This is a genomic window from Mycolicibacterium obuense, from assembly GCF_055397605.1.
Genome location: NZ_AP043663.1, coordinates 1 through 17,443, shown reverse-complemented (window position 1 = coordinate 17,443; position 17,443 = coordinate 1). Strand labels below are relative to the sequence as shown.

Here is a 17,443-nt window from a genome sequence, read left to right as displayed (position 1 = left end):
GTCAGTACCCCAGAGGTCCGATCGGTTGGGCGTACTTCATCGTGATCGGCGCGGTGTAGCCGACCAACTCCACCTCGCGCGCCTCTTCCTGGTAGCCGAGGCCGAATCGGACCGCGTACTGCTTGTACAGCGTCACCAGGGGCGCCTCGGACAGCGCGCGCTGCATCGCCGCCGCATCGCCGACCGCGGTGACCACATACGGCGGGCTGTAGGTGCGGCCGTTGAGCAACAGGGTGTTGCCGACGCAGCGCGGCGCTGAGGTCGCGATCAACCGCTGGTCCTGCATCTGGATACCCTCCGCGCCGGCACTCCACAGCGCATTGAGAACAGCCTGGATGTCTTGCTGGTGAACCACGAGGTCGTCGGGCGACGCATCGCGCGGAAATCGGCCCTGGGCGTCACGCTGGGCGTCGTTGAGGGTGACGACGAGGCCAGGGCCGCGCATCGGGGTCAGCCCGCCGTCGGGGGCCAACGCGTCGGCGCGGCCGGAGATGGCGGTCAGCGCCGCCGCCGCGCTGGGGGAGCCGCCGTGATGGTTCTCGATCTGCGGGGACAACGCGTCGCGCTCGGCGGTCAGCCGATCCACCGACTGCTGCGTCTCACGGACCAGGTCGACCAGCCGCGGCGCATCACTGCGCCGGATCTCATCGCCACCGGACACGCTGTAGGTCGCGCCGAGGAGGAGACCGGCAGCGGCGCACACCACGGGAACACCCACACGCCAAGCAGAACGCGAACGAACAGTTCGGTCACGGGCATCCATCGGTTGCGTCTCTCCAGGAGTCGAGGCTGATCGCGGCTGCGTTAGGCTCTCTCGTACATATCGTCGCACCGAATCGTCCGAAGGTACCCATGCCCAAGTCCAAGGTCCGCAAGAAGAACGACTTCACCATCAATCCGGTGAGCCGGACGCCGGTCAAGGTCAAGGCCGGTCCGTCGAGCGTGTGGTTCGTGGTGCTGTTCTGCGGCCTCATGCTGATCGGTCTGGCATGGCTGATCGTGTTCCAGTTGGCCGGCAGCGGGCCGGATGTGCCGAGCTTCCTGCAGTGGATGAGCAACCTGAACGTGTGGAACTACGCCATCGCATTCGGCTTCATGATCACCGGTTTGCTGCTCACGATGCGCTGGCGGTGACGCGGCCCCGCACCCGCCGTCGTGTGTCCTTGGTTGCCGGCCGTTCGACCGCCCGCAACCTGCGCTTCACCAGATCACATCGATGTTATTCATCCCCATTGGGGATAGCACTTGTGGATAACGAAGTAAGCCCCGGTAGGAGGGTGTGACTTGCCCACCCAGCAAACATCGTGGGGTCCACCGACGGCAGGCATCATCGGGGCCGCCGGAGTGGGTGTTCTGCTCGCTGTCGGCGTTGTGACGCTGGTCACAGACCTGCCGGGGCGGATTCTGATCGGCACTGCCGCGATCGGTTTGCTCACGTTTGCCGCGCTGTCGTGGCGCGCTCGTCCAAAACTGGCAATCGACTCCGACGCTCTGATCTACCGCGGTTGGGTCACCACACGGCGGCTCACCCGCCCCGATATCAGCCTGATCCGCATCACGGAGTTCCGCCGGATTGGCCGCACGGTGCGGCTGCTGGAGATCGACACCACCGATGACCGGCTCCTGGTGCTGAGCCGGTGGGACGTGGGAACGGACCCGCTACGGGTCCTCGACGCGCTGACCGACGCCGGCTTCGCGCGCGGCGCCGGTCGCTAGCCGTCTAGGAGATGGTGACCGACTCGATGACGACCGGATCGGTGGGGCGATCGCTGCGGTCGGTGGCCGTGGTGGCGATGGCGTCGACGACCTTCTGCGACTCCGGATCGACGACCTCACCGAAGATGGTGTGGCGACGGTTCAGGTGCGGTGTCTTGCCGACGGTGATGAAGAACTGCGAGCCGTTGGTGCCCGGTCCGGCGTTGGCCATCGCCAGCAGGTAGGGCTTGTCGAACTGCAGCTCGGGGTGGAACTCGTCGGCGAACTGGTAGCCCGGGCCGCCGCGACCGGTACCGGTCGGGTCGCCGCCCTGGATCATGAATCCGTCGATGACGCGGTGGAACACGGCGCCGTCGTAGAACGGTCCCGACGAGCCACCCGACGCATTCTCGGTGCTGTAATCCTTGGTGCCCTGGGACAGGCCGACGAAGTTGGCCACGGTCTTGGGGGCGTGGTTACCGAACAGCGCGATCTTGATGTCGCCGCGGTTGGTGTGCAGGGTCGCGGTCGCGGTCTGAATAGGGCTCGTCACGGAAAGCCAGTGTGCCACGCGCCTCTGACGGCCAACCCGGCAGCGTGGGGTTGGCGGAGATGGCAGGCTGAGGCTCGTTGTCATCCGGTGCCGAGAAAGGTGGGCCATGAGCTCCAAGACCCGAGTCCGATTGACCCCGAGCCAGCGGCTCAGCCGAGGCCTGAAGTACTCGACGGTCGGGCCCGTGGACGTCACCCGCGGCGCTGTCGGCATCGGCGTGAACTCCGTGCGCTCGTCGGCGTCGTGGGTCGGCCAGAAGTACCGCAGCAGCCAGGTCGCCCAGCAGCTGAAGGACGAGCTCGTCGCCGCTTCGGAGGCGGTGGCCAACCTGCCGGAGACCCTTGAGAAGGTGCGCGCGCCGAAGCGCCGCCGCCGGCCCCGCCTGCTTGTGGTCGCCGTCGGGGCGGCCGTGCTCGCCGGGGGAGCAGCCGCCTTCTCGATCGCCCGCCGCTCGACGCAGCCCGAACCCTCGCCGCTGCCCCCGAGCGTCGAGGTCACCCCCAAGCCGTAGGCCGAGGTAGCGCGCCGTGACCATCTCGGTGTTCGACCTGTTCTCGATCGGTATCGGACCGTCGAGCTCACACACGGTGGGCCCGATGCGCGCAGCACGCCGATTCACCGAACGGCTGCAGGGATCGCTGGCCGACGTCACTCACGTGCGCGTCGAGCTGTTCGGATCGCTCGGCGCGACCGGGGCCGGGCACGGGACTCCCGGTGCAGTGGTCCTCGGGCTGGAAGGTGCTGAGCCCGAGACGGTCGATCCCGAGCATGTGCGGGTGCGGGCCGAGGAGATCCAGCGAGACGGCCGGTTGCGTGTGGCGGGGGAGCACCCGGTCACCGTCGAGATCGTGATGTCGTTGCAGGCGATGGCCTTTCACAGCAACGGCATGGTGTTCACCGCGTTGGCGGCCGACGGCGCCGCGGTGGATTCGCACGTGTACTACTCGGTCGGGGGCGGCTTCATCGTCGACGAGGAGGACACGGGGGCGTCAGCCGTCGGAGTCTCCGTGCCGTTCCCGTTCCGGACGGCTGCCGAACTCGTCGCGCTGTGTGACGAACAACGTTGTCGCATCAGTGATCTCGTCATCGCCAACGAGCAGGCCCTCGGCGACGGTGGTCAGCTCCGGGACGGGCTGCTGCGCATCTGGCAGACGATGCAGGAGTGCGTGGCGCACGGCTTGACCGCCACGGGGACGCTGCCGGGCGGGTTACGCGTACGCCGGCGCGCGGCCGCCTTGGCCGCGGCCCTGGAGGCCGATCCGTCTGATCCGCTGTACGCGATGGATTGGGTGACGGTATACGCGCTGGCGGTCAACGAGGAGAACGCGGGCGGCGGCCGGGTCGTCACAGCGCCGACGAACGGCGCGGCCGGGATCATCCCTGCGGTGCTGCACTACTACTGGCGCTTTGTGCCCGGAGCCGACGACGACGGCGTCGTGGAGTTCCTGTTGACAGCGGCCGCGATCGGGCAGCTGTTCAAGACGAACGCGTCGATCTCGGGCGCGGAGGTGGGGTGTCAGGGCGAGGTCGGCTCGGCGTGCTCGATGGCCGCAGCGGGACTCGCGGCGGTGATGGGCGGTACCCCGGCGCAGGTGGAGAACGCCGCCGAAATCGGGATCGAACACAACCTCGGCCTGACGTGTGACCCTGTCGGGGGACTGGTACAGATCCCGTGCATCGAGCGCAACGCCGTCGCGTCGGTCAAGGCAATCACCGCCGCGAGAATGGCGCTGTTCGGTGACGGCACCCATCACGTCAGCCTGGACACCGCGATCAAGACCATGCGGGACACCGGCGCCGACATGGCCGACAAGTACAAGGAGACGTCACGCGGGGGACTGGCGCTCAACGTCGTGGAGTGTTGAATTGTGGAGCCTAGGAGATTCGAACTCCTGACATCTGCCTTGCAAAGGCAGCGCTCTACCAACTGAGCTAAGGCCCCTCGTCAGGAAGGTGCATCGGGGAGGGTGTGCCAGATTTCGGGGCTGTGCTGGGTCCGCCACACCACCAGGGCGGCGGCCGCGGCAATGCCGGCCACGAGGATCAGCATCACCTTCATCGATGTAGACCTTTCCGTGGGGCTAGGAGGACTCGAACCTCCGACCTCTTCGTTATCAGCGAAGCGCTCTAACCGCCTGAGCTATAGCCCCGTTGCACCGCAATCAATCGCACGGCCGAGCAGCGAGATTACCTCACCGACAAGCCGACTCCCAAACCAGCTCAGTCGCGGTCGGCGAGCGTGACCTCCACACCGCCGACGAGGTCGGTGGTCAGGTTGTAGATGAACGCCCCGATCGTTGCGGCCGCGGCCAGCAGCACGATGTTGACCAGGCCGATCAGCGCCGCTCCACCGAAGATCGTGCTCGCCGACACCAGCTCGCCACCCGAGCTGCCGCTCGCGCTGGTGAGCAGGTCACCGACGTTGCTGTTCAACTTGCTCCACACGCCCATGCCGCCCAGCACGAGGTACAGGAACGCCACCGCGATCATCCACACGAAGAACAGCGCCACCGACAGCACCAGCGACACCTTCAACGCGCTCCACGGATCCACGCGGCGGATCTGCATGCTCGCCCGCACCGGACCGCTGTGCGGCCGTGGACCCACCTGCACAGCCCTGCTCGCCGGAGCCTTCTGCGGCGGCTTCGCCGTCGATTCGGCCGGCCGCTCGACGGGCTTACGCTGCTGCGCGGACCGGGGCGGTCCCGACAGATCGGGGAGCTCGCTCGCATAGGCGCGCCCACCCTGAGTTTCGGTGCGGGTCGGCGGTTCCGGGCGATGGACGTCGGTGGCGGTGGCCTCGGTGCGGTTGCCCTCCGATCGCGCCCCCGCCCGCTGCGGGTCGGGACGGTCGCTGTCCGGACGCCCGTCGGGACGGTCCCCTCGCGGCGCCTGGTCGCTGTCGGGGCCACCGGCGATGAAGCGGTTCAGCCGCGCGTCCAGCCCACCCTGCGCGTCCGGCGCCTGCTGCTGACGGGCCCGCGCCTGCGGGCCCCGCTGCCACGGCGGCACATCGCTGTGCTCGGCGGACCGAGTCGGTGCCTGCGGCGGCGGACCGCTGTGGCTCGGTGCCGGCGCGCCTGGCGCCGACCCGTTGCCGGTCCCGCCGGACGCCTCACCCGCACGCGGGTGCCCCGGCTCGTTCGGTGAGCTCACTGACCGCTCCTCACTGCTCCGTCGTCGGCTCGTCGCCGATGTCGGTGTCGACCTCGTCGGTACCGTCGCCCTCTTCGGCGTTGCGGGCGATGGCGATCAGGGTGTCGCCGTCACCGAGATTCATCAACCGGACGCCCTTGGTCTGGCGGCCGGCCTTGCGAACCTGTCGCGCGGCGGTCCGGATGACGCCGCCACCTGAGGTGATGGCGTACAACTCGGTCTCGTCGTCGACGATCAACGCGCCCACAAGAGTGCCACGACGCTTGTCGAACATGATGGTCAGCACCCCCTTGCCGCCGCGGCCCTGGACGGGGTACTCGTCGATGGCTGTGCGCTTGGCGTAGCCACCCGATGTCGCGACCAGCAGGTACGTATCCGGCTGCACCACGTTCAGCGACAGCAGCGCGTCGTCGCCGTTGAACCGCATCCCCTGTACGCCCGAGGTGGCACGACCCATCGGCCGCAGCGCTTCATCGGTCGCGGAGAATCGAATCGACTGGCCGTTGGCCGAGACGAGCAGCAGATCGTTCTCGCTGGAGCAGAGCACCGCACCGACGAGCTCGTCACCGTCGCGCAGGTTGACCGCGACGATGCCACCGGACCGGTTCGAGTCGAAGTCGACCAGTCGCGACTTCTTCACCAGCCCGTTGCGGGTGGCGAGCACCAGGTACGGCGCGTCTTCGTAGGTCTTGAGCTGGATGACCTGGGCGATGCGCTCCTCCGGCTGGAACGCCAGCAGATTCGCGACGTGCTGTCCCCGCGCCGTGCGGGACGCCTCGGGCAGCTCGTACGCCTTCGCCCGGTACACCCGGCCCTGCGTGGTGAAGAACAGGATCCAGTCGTGGGTGGAGCAGACGAAGAAGTGGTTGACGATGTCGTCCTGCTTGAGCCCCGCGCCCTGGACGCCCTTGCCGCCGCGCTTCTGGCTGCGATAGAGGTCGGTCTTGGTGCGCTTGGCGTAGCCGGTCTCGGTGATCGTGACCACGACGTCCTCGCGCGCGATCAGGTCCTCGTCGGCCACCTCACCGTCGGCGGCGATGATCCGGGTGCGCCGGTCGTCGCCGTACTTGTCGACGATCTCCTTGAGCTCGTCGCGCACGATGGCGCGCTGCCGCTCCGGCTTGGCGAGGATGTCCTCGAGGTCGGCGATCTCCGCCTCGATCTTCGCGAGGTCGTCGATGATGCGCTGACGCTCCAGAGCGGCCAGGCGCCGCAGCTGCATGTCCAGGATCGCCTGGGCCTGGATCTCGTCGACGTCGAGCAGCTCGATCAGGCCTTGGCGGGCGACGTCGACGTTGGCCGACGCACGGATCAACGCGATGACCTCGTCGAGCGCGTCGAGCGCCTTGACCAGACCGCGCAGGATGTGGGCCCGTTCGTTGGCCTTGCGCAACCGGTACCGCGTACGTCGAACGATGACATCCAACTGGTGATTGACGTAGTGGCGAATCAACTGGTCCAGGCGCAGGGTGCGCGGCACCCCGTCCACGATGGAGAGCATGTTGGCGCCGAAGCTGGTCTGCAGCTGGGTGTGCTTGTAGAGATTGTTCAGCACCACCTTGGCCACGGCGTCGCGCTTGACCTCGACGACGATCCGCAGACCCACCCGGTCGCTGGACTGATCCTCGATGTTCGAGATGCCGGTGAGCCTGCCGTCACGGACCTGCTCGGCGATCGAGGTGATGAAGTTGTCGTGGTTGACCTGATACGGCAGCTCGGTGATCACCAGCGAGGTCCGCCCACGCGAATCCTCTTCGACCTCGACCACACCGCGCATCCGGATCGATCCGCGGCCCGTGTGGTAGGTGTCCGAAATGCCCTGCGAGCCAACGATCAAGCCATGCGTCGGGAAATCGGGTCCCTTGACGCGCTCGCACACCGCGGTGAGCGTGGCTTCCTCGTCGGCCTCGTGGTTGTCCAGGCACCAGTAGACGGCGTCGGCGAGCTCACGCAGGTTGTGCGGCGGCATGTTGGTGGCCATGCCGACCGCGATGCCGCCGGAACCGTTGGCGAGCAGGTTCGGGAACCTGCTCGGCAGAACCGTCGGCTCCTGTACCCGGCCGTCGTAGTTCGGAATGAAATCGACTGTCTCCTCGTCGATTTCACGCAGCATCTCCATCGCCAGGGGAGTCAGCCGCGCCTCGGTGTTGTGGCTGACGAAACCGTTGGTGATGAAGGAGTGGTCGTCGGTATCGACGCGCAGGCTGTACACAGGCTGCACCCCGGCGTCGGTGACTGACGCCACCCGTGCGTAATAGAACCGACCGTCGGTGAGGTCGACGGCAATGGTCCTCACCTGTGGGTCACCAATGTGACTCAGAATCTCATCGCCGTCTCGCCGCCACCTGGAGATGCGATCCACGGCGTGCTTGAGGAGCCACTCCTTGTCAATCCAGCGACTTCCGCACTCCCTGCGTATGAAAGATGCGAGGCCGGGGACCTGGTCCCCGTCGAGGCCAGCAGCCCGCTCAGGTAGCGCTTCCAGCAAGCCAACCAACTTCCGCTGCTTGGCCCCACCGAATCCGACTCGAGCACTGAAATCTTCGGCATGTGCTCGATTGGTAATCGCAACCTTGTGCTCGCCCCTTGCGTGCAGATAGCGACGTGAAATCACGCCGAACTCCAGGAGCATCTGCTGGACGTCCCTCGCCAGCTGCCCGCTGCGCGTGGCGTACGACACCTGGATCGTGTTGCGCGGCAGCGCTGAACAGGAACCATCGCCCTCGAACAGAGCTTGTAGGAACGCCCTCTTCACGGCTGCTGGCGAATTCCACAGCCAATTGGGTACGGCTTTCGCAGCAGAACGCTGGCCGACAAGCTGAGCAAGGCGGCTTTGCCGCAACGACGAGAGGTTCTGGACGTCCAGTTCGAGCAATTGCGATCCGGACGCGATCTGCCGTTCATAGACGTATCGGGCTCCGCCTACCACCGAGTCGTAGGCGGCGACAACCATATTGAAGTAGTCACGATCGAGATTGTTGAAGCCAGCGCGGGTCTCACTGACGAAGCCCTCGCTGATGAACGCGCCGAGGAGCAGCGCTTCCATGACGTCGTGCCATTCGCCCGGACCGAACTCAACCGGGGGCGTCCTCTGCAGGACCACTCGATCGTTCGGAGAGATCTCCTCGATCAACTTCCACAACAGCGTCGGCACGCCACCAACGTCGACGAGACATAACAGCGGGTGGTTCGCCGTACCGGTGACCTCGTACCCTTCGGCGGTTCTGACGGTGAACGTCTGGTGTTCACCCGAATGGAACAGCTTGTCGGCCACCACAGGATTGCCGTGCCGATCCAGAACCTTCATCTCGACGTCATTGTCGGAATTCGGTCGCGCACCCGGAACTACATCGCCTATGCGCACCGTCTGACCGAACGGCATGCGCACCTGCGCGTCTGCGGTGACGCAGTAGCGCATCGCGGCCGGGGGATCGTTACCCGGCGAGCCGAAGTTGCCCTGCCCGTCGACCAGTGGATACCGAAGCGACCACGGCTGCGCCATCCGGACCAGGGTATCGTAGATCGACGAATCACCGTGCGGGTGATAGTTACCCATCGTCTCGGCGACCGATCGGGCGGACTTCGCGTGGCCGCGGTCGGGTCGGAAGCCCGAGTCGAACATGGCGTACAGGACGCGGCGGTGCACCGGCTTGAGGCCGTCGCGGACCTCGGGCAGTGCGCGGCCGACGATCACGCTCATCGCGTAGTCGATGTAGCTGCGCTGCATTTCCTGCTGGATGTCGACCGGTTCGATCCGGTCGCCGGCTTCGTCGCCGGGCGGCAGGGTGGTGTCAGTCATGGAGTTTCCTCAGCTGTGAGAGTTAAACGTCAAGGAAGCGAACGTCTTTGGCGTTGCGGGTGATGAAGCTGCGTCGAGCTTCGACGTCCTCGCCCATCAGAATGGAGAACAGCTCGTCGGCCGCGGCCGCGTCGTCGAGCGTCACCTGCCGCAGCACTCGCACCGACGGGTCCATCGTGGTCTCCCACAGCTCCTTGGCGTCCATCTCGCCCAGACCCTTGTAACGCTGGATGCCGTCTTCGGCGTTGATCCGCTTACCAGCGGCACGGCCCGCCTCGAGCAGCCCGTCGCGTTCGCGGTCCGAATACGCGAACTCGGGCTCGCTACGCTGCCACTTCAGCTTGTACAGCGGCGGCTGCGCCAAGAAGATGTGCCCGTTCTCCACCAGCGGCTTCATGAACCGGAACAGCAGCGTCAGGAGCAGCGTCGAGATGTGCTGACCGTCGACGTCTGCGTCGGCCATCAAGACGATCTTGTGGTAGCGCAGCTTGGCGAGGTCGAACTCGTCGTGGATGCCGGTGCCCAGCGCGGTGATGATCGCCTGGACTTCGGTGTTCTTCAGGACGCGGTCGATGCGGGCCTTCTCGACGTTGATGATCTTGCCGCGCAGCGGCAGGATCGCCTGGAACATCGAGTCGCGACCGCTCTTGGCCGAGCCGCCGGCCGAATCACCCTCCACCACATACAGTTCCGACTTGGTGGGATCCGTCGAGCGGCAGTCGGCGAGCTTGCCGGGCAGGCCGCCGATGTCGGTGGCGCTCTTGCGCCGCACCAGCTCGCGCGCCTTGCGCGCCGCCATCCGCGCCTGCGCGGACGAGACTGCCTTGTTGACAACCGTTTTCGCCTCGGCCGGGTTCGCCTCGAACCAGTGTGTGAGCTGTTCGTTGCAGATCTTCTGGACGAACGACTTCACCTCGGTGTTGCCGAGCTTGGTCTTGGTCTGACCTTCGAACTGCGGCTGCGACACCTTCACCGAGATGACGGCGGCCAACCCCTCGCGGATGTCGTCTCCGGTGAGGTTCGGGTCCTTCTCCTTGAGCAGCTTCTTGTCTTTGGCGTACTTGTTCACGACCGTGGTGAGTGCGGCCCGGAAGCCCTCTTCGTGGGTGCCGCCCTCGTGGGTGTTGATCGTGTTGGCGAAGGTGTGGACAGACTCGGAGTAGCCGGCGTTCCACTGCATCGCGATCTCGACCTCGTGTCCGGGACCCTTGCCGTCGAAATCGATGACGCTGGGCTGGATCGCGGTCTTGGTGCGGTTGATGTGTTTGACGAAGTCGACCAGGCCGCCGGGGTAGTGGAACACCCGGTGCTTGACCTTCTGCGGGGCGGCTTTCTCGGCGGCCTTCTCCTCGGCGGATTTCGGCGCTTCGGCGTGATCGCTGACGATGTCGTCGACGACCTCTTCCGGGGCGACCCGCTCGTCGGTCAGCTCGATGGTCAGCCCTTTGTTCAGGAATGCCATCTCCTGGAGGCGCCGCGCGATCGTCTCGAAGTCATAGGTGGTGGTCTCGAAGATGTCCGGATCGGCCCAGAACCGGATCGTGGAGCCGGTCTTCTTGGACGGCTCGCCCTTGCGCAACGTGCCGGGCACCGACTTGTCATAGGTCTGATGCCATTCGAACCCGTCCTTGTGGATGTCGGCTTCGAGACGTGTCGACAGCGCGTTGACCACCGAGACGCCCACGCCGTGGAGGCCACCGGAGACCTGGTAGGCGCCCTCTTCGAACTTCCCGCCGGCGTGCAGGACGGTCATGACGACGTCAATGGTCGGGATGCCGGTTGCGTGCATGGCCACGGGGATCCCTCGGCCGTCATCGGTGACCTGGACGCCGCCGTCTTCGAGGATGCGTACGTCGACCTTGGTGGCGAAGCCCGCCATCGCCTCGTCGACGGCGTTGTCGACGACCTCCCAGATCAGGTGGTGGAGTCCACGCTCACCGGTGGAGCCGATGTACATACCTGGCCGCTTGCGGACCGCTTCCAGACCCTCGAGAACTTTGATCGAATCGGCGCCGTACTCGGTGGGACCATTGTTCTTCTGGGCAGCCACGTTGAGCGGGTCTCCTTGGGTCTTGGGCAGGCGGAAGCCTGCACGGGGAATCTGACGACCCCCTCGCGGATCACCTGGATAGTCTACCGAAACATGGCGTCAGGGCTGACACTGGAACTGCGTTTTGACACACCTAATCGCGCCGTGCGTCGATTTTTCCGACTCGAGATAGGTCCAGACGCTTCGCGCGGCTGCTGATCACGTTCTCGCGGCTCTCAGCCATAGGTGTCACGCGGGCCCCGCCCCTGCACCCGGTAGGGACCTTTCCGCCAGGATGGACCCACCGGACCGACGATCTTGAGACCGGTGACGACGCCGTCCCCGACGGCCGCGGCGATCTTTGCCAGCAGTTGCGCCTGCACCATCCGCAACTGTGTGGCCCACGCCGTCGATTCCGCCGTCACGGTGAGAACGCCGTCGGCCAGCGACGCCGGTACCGCATGGTCGGCGATCTGGGCACCGACCACTTCATGCCACCTCCCGAACACCGCACCCTCGGCAACTCGGCCGTTCCAGCCCCGGCTGCGCGCCACATCACTGGTCGCCGCACCGAGGGTCTGGGGATCCCGCACATCGGGGCCGGGACCGGACCACCGGCGCCGGCTCGACGAGCCTGTGCGCCGAGGCGCGGGTGCCTGACGGCCGCGCCCGACGTTCTTCCCCTGCTCTCGCGCGGCGCCGCGAGCCTCCTCGAGAGCACGCCGGACCAGGTCCATTCCCTTGAGATGGGCCAGGTGAGCCGGCGGCTCGATGGGATCCTCTGCGTCGGTCATGACATCACCTCCGATACGCGGCCCTCGTCACCGTCGCGCATCGTGATCTCGATGCGTCGCGCATCCCACTCGCGCGGAATGTCTTCGGGCACTGCCGCGGTCACCAACACCTGCTCGGCGGTGGCCGCGACCCGGGCGAGAGCGTCCCGACGCGCGGTGTCGAGCTCGGCGAACACGTCGTCGAGGAGAAGCACGGGGTCTCCTCCCTCTCTGCGAAGAAGTTCGTACGCCGCCAGCCGCAGCGCCAACGCCATGGACCAGCTCTCGCCGTGACTGGCGAAACCCTTCGCCGGCTGATCGCCCAACCTCAGATCCAGATCATCCCGGTGGGGTCCGACAAGACACACGCCCCGCTCCAGTTCGGCATCGCGACGCCTGCTCAACGCGTCCAGCAATGCCGCCTCGAACACCTCGATGTCCGTATTACCCACGGCAGCTTCGGCTTCCACCACATCCACACCGCTGCGGTATCGCACAGCCGCGGGCCTCGACGCCGGCGCCAGCAACTGGTACGCCTTCTCCACTTCGGGCGCCAGCTCGTTGACGAGCTCCACCCGCGCGGCGATCAGCGCAGCCCCGTGGGCGGCGAGGTGACCGTCCCACACGTCGAGCGTCTCCAACGCCGAGCGGTCACCTCGGAACCGGGCACCGGAGGCCGTCTTGAGCAGTGCCGTGCGCTGCCGCACCACTTTGTCGTAGTCCGCGCGTACGCCGGCGATGCGGGGTCGACGAATCGTGGCCAGATCGTCGAGGTAACGCCGGCGCTCGCCGGGATCCCCTCGGACGAGCGCCAGGTCCTCCGGGGCGAACAGCACCGCACGCAGCACACCGAGGATCTCGCGGGCCGACCGGACGGGGGAGCGGTTCAGCCGCGCCTTGTTGGCCCGGCCAGACGTGATGTCCAGGTCGACAGCGAGTTCTCGTCCATCGCTGACGACGATGGTGGAGATCACGGCACGATCGGCGCCCGCGCGGATCAGCGGCGCGTCAGTGGCAACGCGGTGCGAACCAAGTGTCGACGAATACCACAGCGCTTCAACGAGATTCGTCTTACCGAAGCCGTTGGATCCGACGAAGACGGTACGGCCGGGGTCGAGTTCGATCTCCACCCGCGGCCAGGACCGGAAATCCGTCAGTGCGAGGCGACGTACGTACACCGGTTCGCCTCGCTCACCCGGACTCGCTCACCCTCTTCACCGCGTGCCCGCCGAATTGGTTGCGCAGCGCTGCCACAGCCTTCATCGTCGGCGAGTCGTCCTGACGGGACAGGAACCGCGCGAACAGTGACGCCGCGATACCCGGAACCGGTACCCGCAGTCGGATGGCCTCCTCGACCGTCCACCGACCCTCACCGGAATCCTCTGTGTAGCCGCTGATCTCGTTGAGATTCGGGTCCTCTTTGAGAGCCTTGGCGAGCAGCTGCTGCAACCACGACCGGACCACGGTGCCATTCGTCCAGGCCTGATACACGGCCTGGGGATCCTTCACCAGATCTTCGGCGGCCAACATCTCATAGCCCTCGGCGTAGGCCGTCATCAGCGCATACTCGACACCGTTGTGCACCATCTTGGCGAAGTGCCCCGCCCCGACGGGGCCGGCGTGCACGAATCCGTCTTCGACCGGTCCGGGCGGGCGCAACGTGTCGAAGATCGGCATGGCCCGCGCGATATCGCCGTCGCTGCCGCCCACCATCAGCCCGTAGCCTTCGGTCAAACCCCAGATACCACCCGAGACGCCGGCATCGATGAACGCAATACCCTTCTGCGCCAACAACTCTGCGTGCGGCTTGTCTTCGGTGTAGCGGGAATTGCCGCCATCGATGACGAGATCGCCCTCCGAAAGCACACCGGCCAATTCCGTGATGGTCTGATCGGTGATCGGACCGGACGGCACCATCACCCAGACCACGCGCGGAGCCTGCAGCGCCGACGCCAGGTCCTCCAGCGAGGCGACATCGGAGACCTCGGGGCGTGGATCGAACCCGATCACCTCGTGCCCGCCGTCACGCAAGCGCGACCTCATGTTGAAACCCATCTTACCCAGGCCGATGAGACCCAGCTGCATGTCCGCGCCCTTCTGTCGTCAGTGCGTGCGATCAGCCGGGGAGACGAACCGGCATCAGCAGATAGACGTAGTCCGTCTGTGCCGCCGGATAGGGTCCCGCCCCGTCGCTACTCGAATCATCCTGGCCTGCCGGGCGAAGAACCGCAGGGCGGCTGGGAGTGGTGAAACCGAAAGTGACTCGCTCGGCGTGCAGGGAGCCCAGCCCGTCGGTCAGATACGTCGGATTGAATGCGATGGTCAGCGGCTCGCCGGAGAACTCGACCGGCAGATCTTCCTCCGCCCGGCCGACATCGTCGGCGCCGGCCGAGAGCCGCAGTACGTCATCTGCGAATTCCATTCGCACCTGCGCGCCACGGTCGGCCACCAGGGCGACACGCTTGATCGCCTCGGTCAGCTCGGCGACACCGATGGTGGCCACCGCGGTGTGCTCGGTCGGCAGGAGCTGGCGGAACTTCGGGAATTCGGCGTCCAGCAATCGGGTGGTGCTGCGCTTGCCCTTGCTGCGAATTCCGAGCAGGCCCTCTTTGCCCACGGTCGGGCCGCTTCCCAGCGACAAGTGGACCTCGTTGCCGTCGGTTCCCGCCTTGGCAGCCTCTGCAAGTGTTTTCGCCGGGACCAGGACAGCCGCCTCCACGCCGGGGGTCGCCGTCGACCATGTCAGTTCCCGCACCGCGAGCCGGAACCGGTCGGTGGCGGCCAACACGACCTTCTCCCCGGAGATCTCCACGCGGATCCCGGTCAGCATCGGCAGCGTGTCATCCCGACCGGCAGCCACGGCGACCTGGCCGATGGCCTCGGCGAACAGATCTGCCGAGACCACACCGGTCTCGTCGGGAAGCGTGGGCAGCGTCGGGTAGTCCTCGACGGCCATCGTCGGCAGGGAGAATCGGGCACTGCCGCAGGTCAGCGCGACGCGGGTGCCTTCCACGCTCACGTCGACCGGCTTGGCGGGCAGCGCGCGGACGATGTCGGAGAGCAGCCGACCCGACACCAAAACGCTTCCGGGAGAGGCGATTTCGGCGGCGATCTGCACTTCGGCCGAGACCTCGTAGTCGAATCCGGAGATCGTCAGACCCTCGTCGGATCCGGTCAGCAGCACACCGGCGAGGACGGGCACCGTCGGCCGGGACGGAAGGTTACGGGCCACCCAGGCGACCGCGTCGGCGAACTCCTCGCGGCTCAGCCGGAACTTCAAGTCCGTCAGACCTACCGTTGACGTCGACACGTTGGTTGCGTCCCTTCGATGTACACCCCGATGAAGCCATGTTCAGCGATTTCTCCGACGGGCACACCGCGCCGCTACGACACGCTGCGACGACCGGAACGGCTGTCGATGAACCACCGTAGAGCTTTCCGCTCCAAGTTGAAAGCTAAACGATCGGGCTGACAACGCGCCGCGAACAGGCGCTACGAAGCCGTCCACCGTGTGCTTTCCCCAGGACCCTTCTTCTGAGAAGAATTGATAGAGAGAAATGAGCAGTAGTACTAGGTGCTGTGCAATCTGGGGATACGGGCGGCTTCCCGCAGGCCAGTGCCACTGCGCGGTTGTGGGGGAGCTGTGCATGGTCGGTGCGGTCTCGAGGGCGGGCTGGGGATGAACGGCGATCTGGGGAGAAACCCCCCGATCTGCGGCCGTGTTGGCAACAGGTTGTGCACAGGTGCTCCCCAGGGCGCTGCTGTGACTGGAGGTGCCAATGAGGGCAAAGTTTTTTGGTTCTGAGGACATGACAACAGGGCCGCGCGGACGCGGCGACGGGCAACCAGGGGTGTGCGACGATCAGCGCTTGGCGCGCTGCCGAATCCGTGTCGTCAGTTCTTTCACGTGATCGAAGACCTCACGCCGCTCGGCCATCTCACCGCGAATCTTCTTCTCCGCGTACATGACCGTGGTGTGGTCGCGACCGAATGCCTGGCCGATCTTGGGGAGCGAGAGATCGGTGAGTTCACGGCAGAGGTACATCGCGATCTGCCGGGATTGAGCGAGCGCTCGGGTCTTACCGGGGCCGCGCAATTCGTCGATGCTGGTCTCGAAGTACTCCGCGGTCGCGGCCATGATCGCAGCGGTGCTGATCTGCATCGTCGAGGAATCGGAGATCAGATCACGGAGCACGATCTCGGCGAGTGACTTGTCGATCGAGGTCTTGTTCAGCGAGGCGAATGCCGTGACACGGATGAGTGCGCCCTCGAGCTCGCGGATGTTGCGTTCGATGCGGCTGGCGATCAGCTCGAGCACGTCGTCAGGAACGTCGAGCCGATCCATCTGCGCCTTCTTGCGCAGAATTGCGATTCGGGTCTCGAGCTCCGGCGGCTGCACATCGGTGATCAGGCCCCACTCGAAGCGAGTGCGCAGCCGGTCCTCCAGGGTTGCGAGCTGTTTGGGCGGCCGATCGGAGGAGATGACGATCTGCTTGTTCGCGTTGTGCAGGGTGTTGAACGTGTGGAAGAACTCTTCCTGGATGCCGTCCTTGCCCTCGATGAACTGGATGTCGTCGACCAGCAGGACGTCGATGTCGCGGTAGGTGCGTTTGAACGACGCACGGCGATCATCGCGCAGCGAGTTGATGAAGTCGTTGGTGAATTCCTCGGTGGAGACGTACTTGACCCGCATCCCGGGGAACAGTCGTTGGGCGTAGTTACCGGCGGCGTGCAGCAGATGCGTTTTGCCCAAACCGGATTCGCCCCAGATGAACAGTGGGTTGTAGGCGCGGGCCGGCGCCTCGGCGATGGCGAGCGACGCGGCGTGGGCGAACCTGTTGGAGGCGCCGATCACGAACGTGTCGAAGGTGTAGCGACGATTGAGGTTGATCGCGGTGGCATCGTCGGTGCTCGCGTTGGCTCCCCGGTTGGCGAAGAAGCTGGGCCAGTTCTCCTCGGCGCTCGCCCTCGCAGCGAGGTCGTCGTCGACGAGATCGTCGTCACTGTCGGCAACTGCCACAGGGGCCAGGGCCGGAGTGGCCTCGGGTTCGGGATCGGCGATGCGGACCCCCAACTCGACTCGCTGGCCGAGCTGCCGGCTCAGGGCGGCGATGATCGGTTCGCGGAGATGACGCTCGATCTCGTTCTGCACGAACGGGGTGGGCACCGACAACAGTGCGAATCCCTCAGTGATGACGAGTGGCTGCACGAGTTTGAGCCAGGCCCGCTGCTGAGGGGTCAGGGTTCCGTTGGCAGATCCGCGCTCACCGTTGAGTTCGGTGACGACGTTGTTCCAGATCGAGACAAATGGTGGGTCGGGGTCGGCTGACAAGAACACCCACCCCCTACCGGCCGACGCGACGTCGGCTACACCTCGAGGACGAACTGTCCACAAAGTTATCCACAGGCTGTGGAGATGCAGGAATTCGTCGTTGTCC

General features: G+C 65.9%; 14 protein-coding genes and 2 tRNA genes. 4 read left to right on the top strand and 12 right to left on the bottom strand.

Annotated features, from left to right (window positions below; all coding sequences use genetic code 11):
• Window position 1 precedes the first annotated feature (1 nt).
• On the bottom strand, window positions 2–763 hold the full coding sequence (locus ACZ50N_RS00080; protein ID WP_464469336.1) for a DUF881 domain-containing protein: 762 nt from the start codon (window positions 761–763) through the stop codon (window positions 2–4).
• An 89-nt stretch (window positions 764–852) separates the two neighbouring features.
• On the opposite strand from ACZ50N_RS00080, the gene crgA reads away from it, so the two are divergent.
• Together crgA and ACZ50N_RS00070 are read left to right on the top strand one after the other, a co-directional pair.
• Window positions 853–1,134 carry a cell division protein CrgA gene (gene crgA, locus ACZ50N_RS00075; RefSeq protein ID WP_046365546.1) on the top strand — a complete coding sequence of 94 codons (282 nt, stop codon included), beginning with the start codon at window positions 853–855 and terminating at the stop codon, window positions 1,132–1,134.
• A 150-nt stretch (window positions 1,135–1,284) separates the two neighbouring features.
• On the top strand, window positions 1,285–1,716 hold the full coding sequence (locus ACZ50N_RS00070; protein ID WP_464474265.1) for a PH domain-containing protein: 432 nt from the start codon (window positions 1,285–1,287) through the stop codon (window positions 1,714–1,716).
• A gap of 4 nt (window positions 1,717–1,720) precedes the next feature.
• Here ACZ50N_RS00070 and ACZ50N_RS00065 read toward each other — a convergent pair whose 3' ends face one another.
• Entirely contained in the window at window positions 1,721–2,266 is a 546-nt protein-coding gene (locus tag ACZ50N_RS00065) for a peptidylprolyl isomerase (RefSeq protein WP_172835723.1), read from the bottom strand.
• Between the two features lie 88 nt (window positions 2,267–2,354).
• Between ACZ50N_RS00065 and cwsA the strand changes: the two genes are divergently transcribed.
• Complete coding sequence (gene cwsA / locus ACZ50N_RS00060) at window positions 2,355–2,759, top strand: cell wall synthesis protein CwsA (RefSeq protein WP_464469334.1); 405 nt, start codon at window positions 2,355–2,357, stop codon at window positions 2,757–2,759.
• A gap of 16 nt (window positions 2,760–2,775) precedes the next feature.
• Window positions 2,776–4,113, top strand: coding sequence for an L-serine ammonia-lyase (locus ACZ50N_RS00055; protein WP_464474264.1), 1,338 nt, complete (start codon window positions 2,776–2,778; stop codon window positions 4,111–4,113).
• Between the two features lie 4 nt (window positions 4,114–4,117).
• Here ACZ50N_RS00055 and ACZ50N_RS00050 read toward each other — a convergent pair.
• From ACZ50N_RS00050 to dnaA, 10 genes are all read right to left on the bottom strand, one after another.
• Window positions 4,118–4,190, bottom strand: a tRNA-Ala gene (locus ACZ50N_RS00050).
• 134 nt (window positions 4,191–4,324) lie between these two features.
• Window positions 4,325–4,398 (bottom strand) — tRNA-Ile (locus ACZ50N_RS00045).
• 70 nt (window positions 4,399–4,468) lie between these two features.
• On the bottom strand, window positions 4,469–5,404 hold the full coding sequence (locus ACZ50N_RS00040; protein WP_046676566.1) for a DUF3566 domain-containing protein: 936 nt from the start codon (window positions 5,402–5,404) through the stop codon (window positions 4,469–4,471).
• 10 nt (window positions 5,405–5,414) lie between these two features.
• On the bottom strand, window positions 5,415–9,203 hold the full coding sequence (gene gyrA / locus ACZ50N_RS00035) for an intein-containing DNA gyrase subunit A (protein WP_464474263.1): 3,789 nt from the start codon (window positions 9,201–9,203) through the stop codon (window positions 5,415–5,417).
• Window positions 9,204–9,225: 22 nt separating this feature from the next.
• The gene (gene gyrB / locus ACZ50N_RS00030; protein WP_046365065.1) at window positions 9,226–11,253 is read right to left on the bottom strand and encodes a DNA topoisomerase (ATP-hydrolyzing) subunit B; all 2,028 of its coding nucleotides are present in this window, start codon (window positions 11,251–11,253) and stop codon (window positions 9,226–9,228) included.
• Window positions 11,254–11,468: 215 nt separating this feature from the next.
• The gene (locus ACZ50N_RS00025; RefSeq protein ID WP_046365064.1) at window positions 11,469–12,026 is read right to left on the bottom strand and encodes a DUF721 family protein; all 558 of its coding nucleotides are present in this window, start codon (window positions 12,024–12,026) and stop codon (window positions 11,469–11,471) included.
• Window positions 12,023–13,183, bottom strand: a complete 1,161-nt coding sequence (recF, locus tag ACZ50N_RS00020; protein ID WP_046365063.1) for a DNA replication/repair protein RecF — start codon at window positions 13,181–13,183, stop codon at window positions 12,023–12,025. The genes ACZ50N_RS00025 and recF overlap by 4 nt, the downstream gene beginning before the upstream one ends.
• A 13-nt stretch (window positions 13,184–13,196) precedes the next feature.
• Window positions 13,197–14,090 (bottom strand): phosphogluconate dehydrogenase (NAD(+)-dependent, decarboxylating), encoded by an 894-nt coding sequence (gene gnd / locus ACZ50N_RS00015; protein WP_046365062.1) that lies wholly within the window; start codon window positions 14,088–14,090, stop codon window positions 13,197–13,199.
• Between the two features lie 31 nt (window positions 14,091–14,121).
• Window positions 14,122–15,315 (bottom strand): DNA polymerase III subunit beta, encoded by a 1,194-nt coding sequence (dnaN, locus tag ACZ50N_RS00010; protein ID WP_073683224.1) that lies wholly within the window; start codon window positions 15,313–15,315, stop codon window positions 14,122–14,124.
• Between the two features lie 552 nt (window positions 15,316–15,867).
• The gene (gene dnaA, locus ACZ50N_RS00005; RefSeq protein WP_046365070.1) at window positions 15,868–17,337 is read right to left on the bottom strand and encodes a chromosomal replication initiator protein DnaA; all 1,470 of its coding nucleotides are present in this window, start codon (window positions 17,335–17,337) and stop codon (window positions 15,868–15,870) included.
• Window positions 17,338–17,443: the final 106 nt, after the last annotated feature.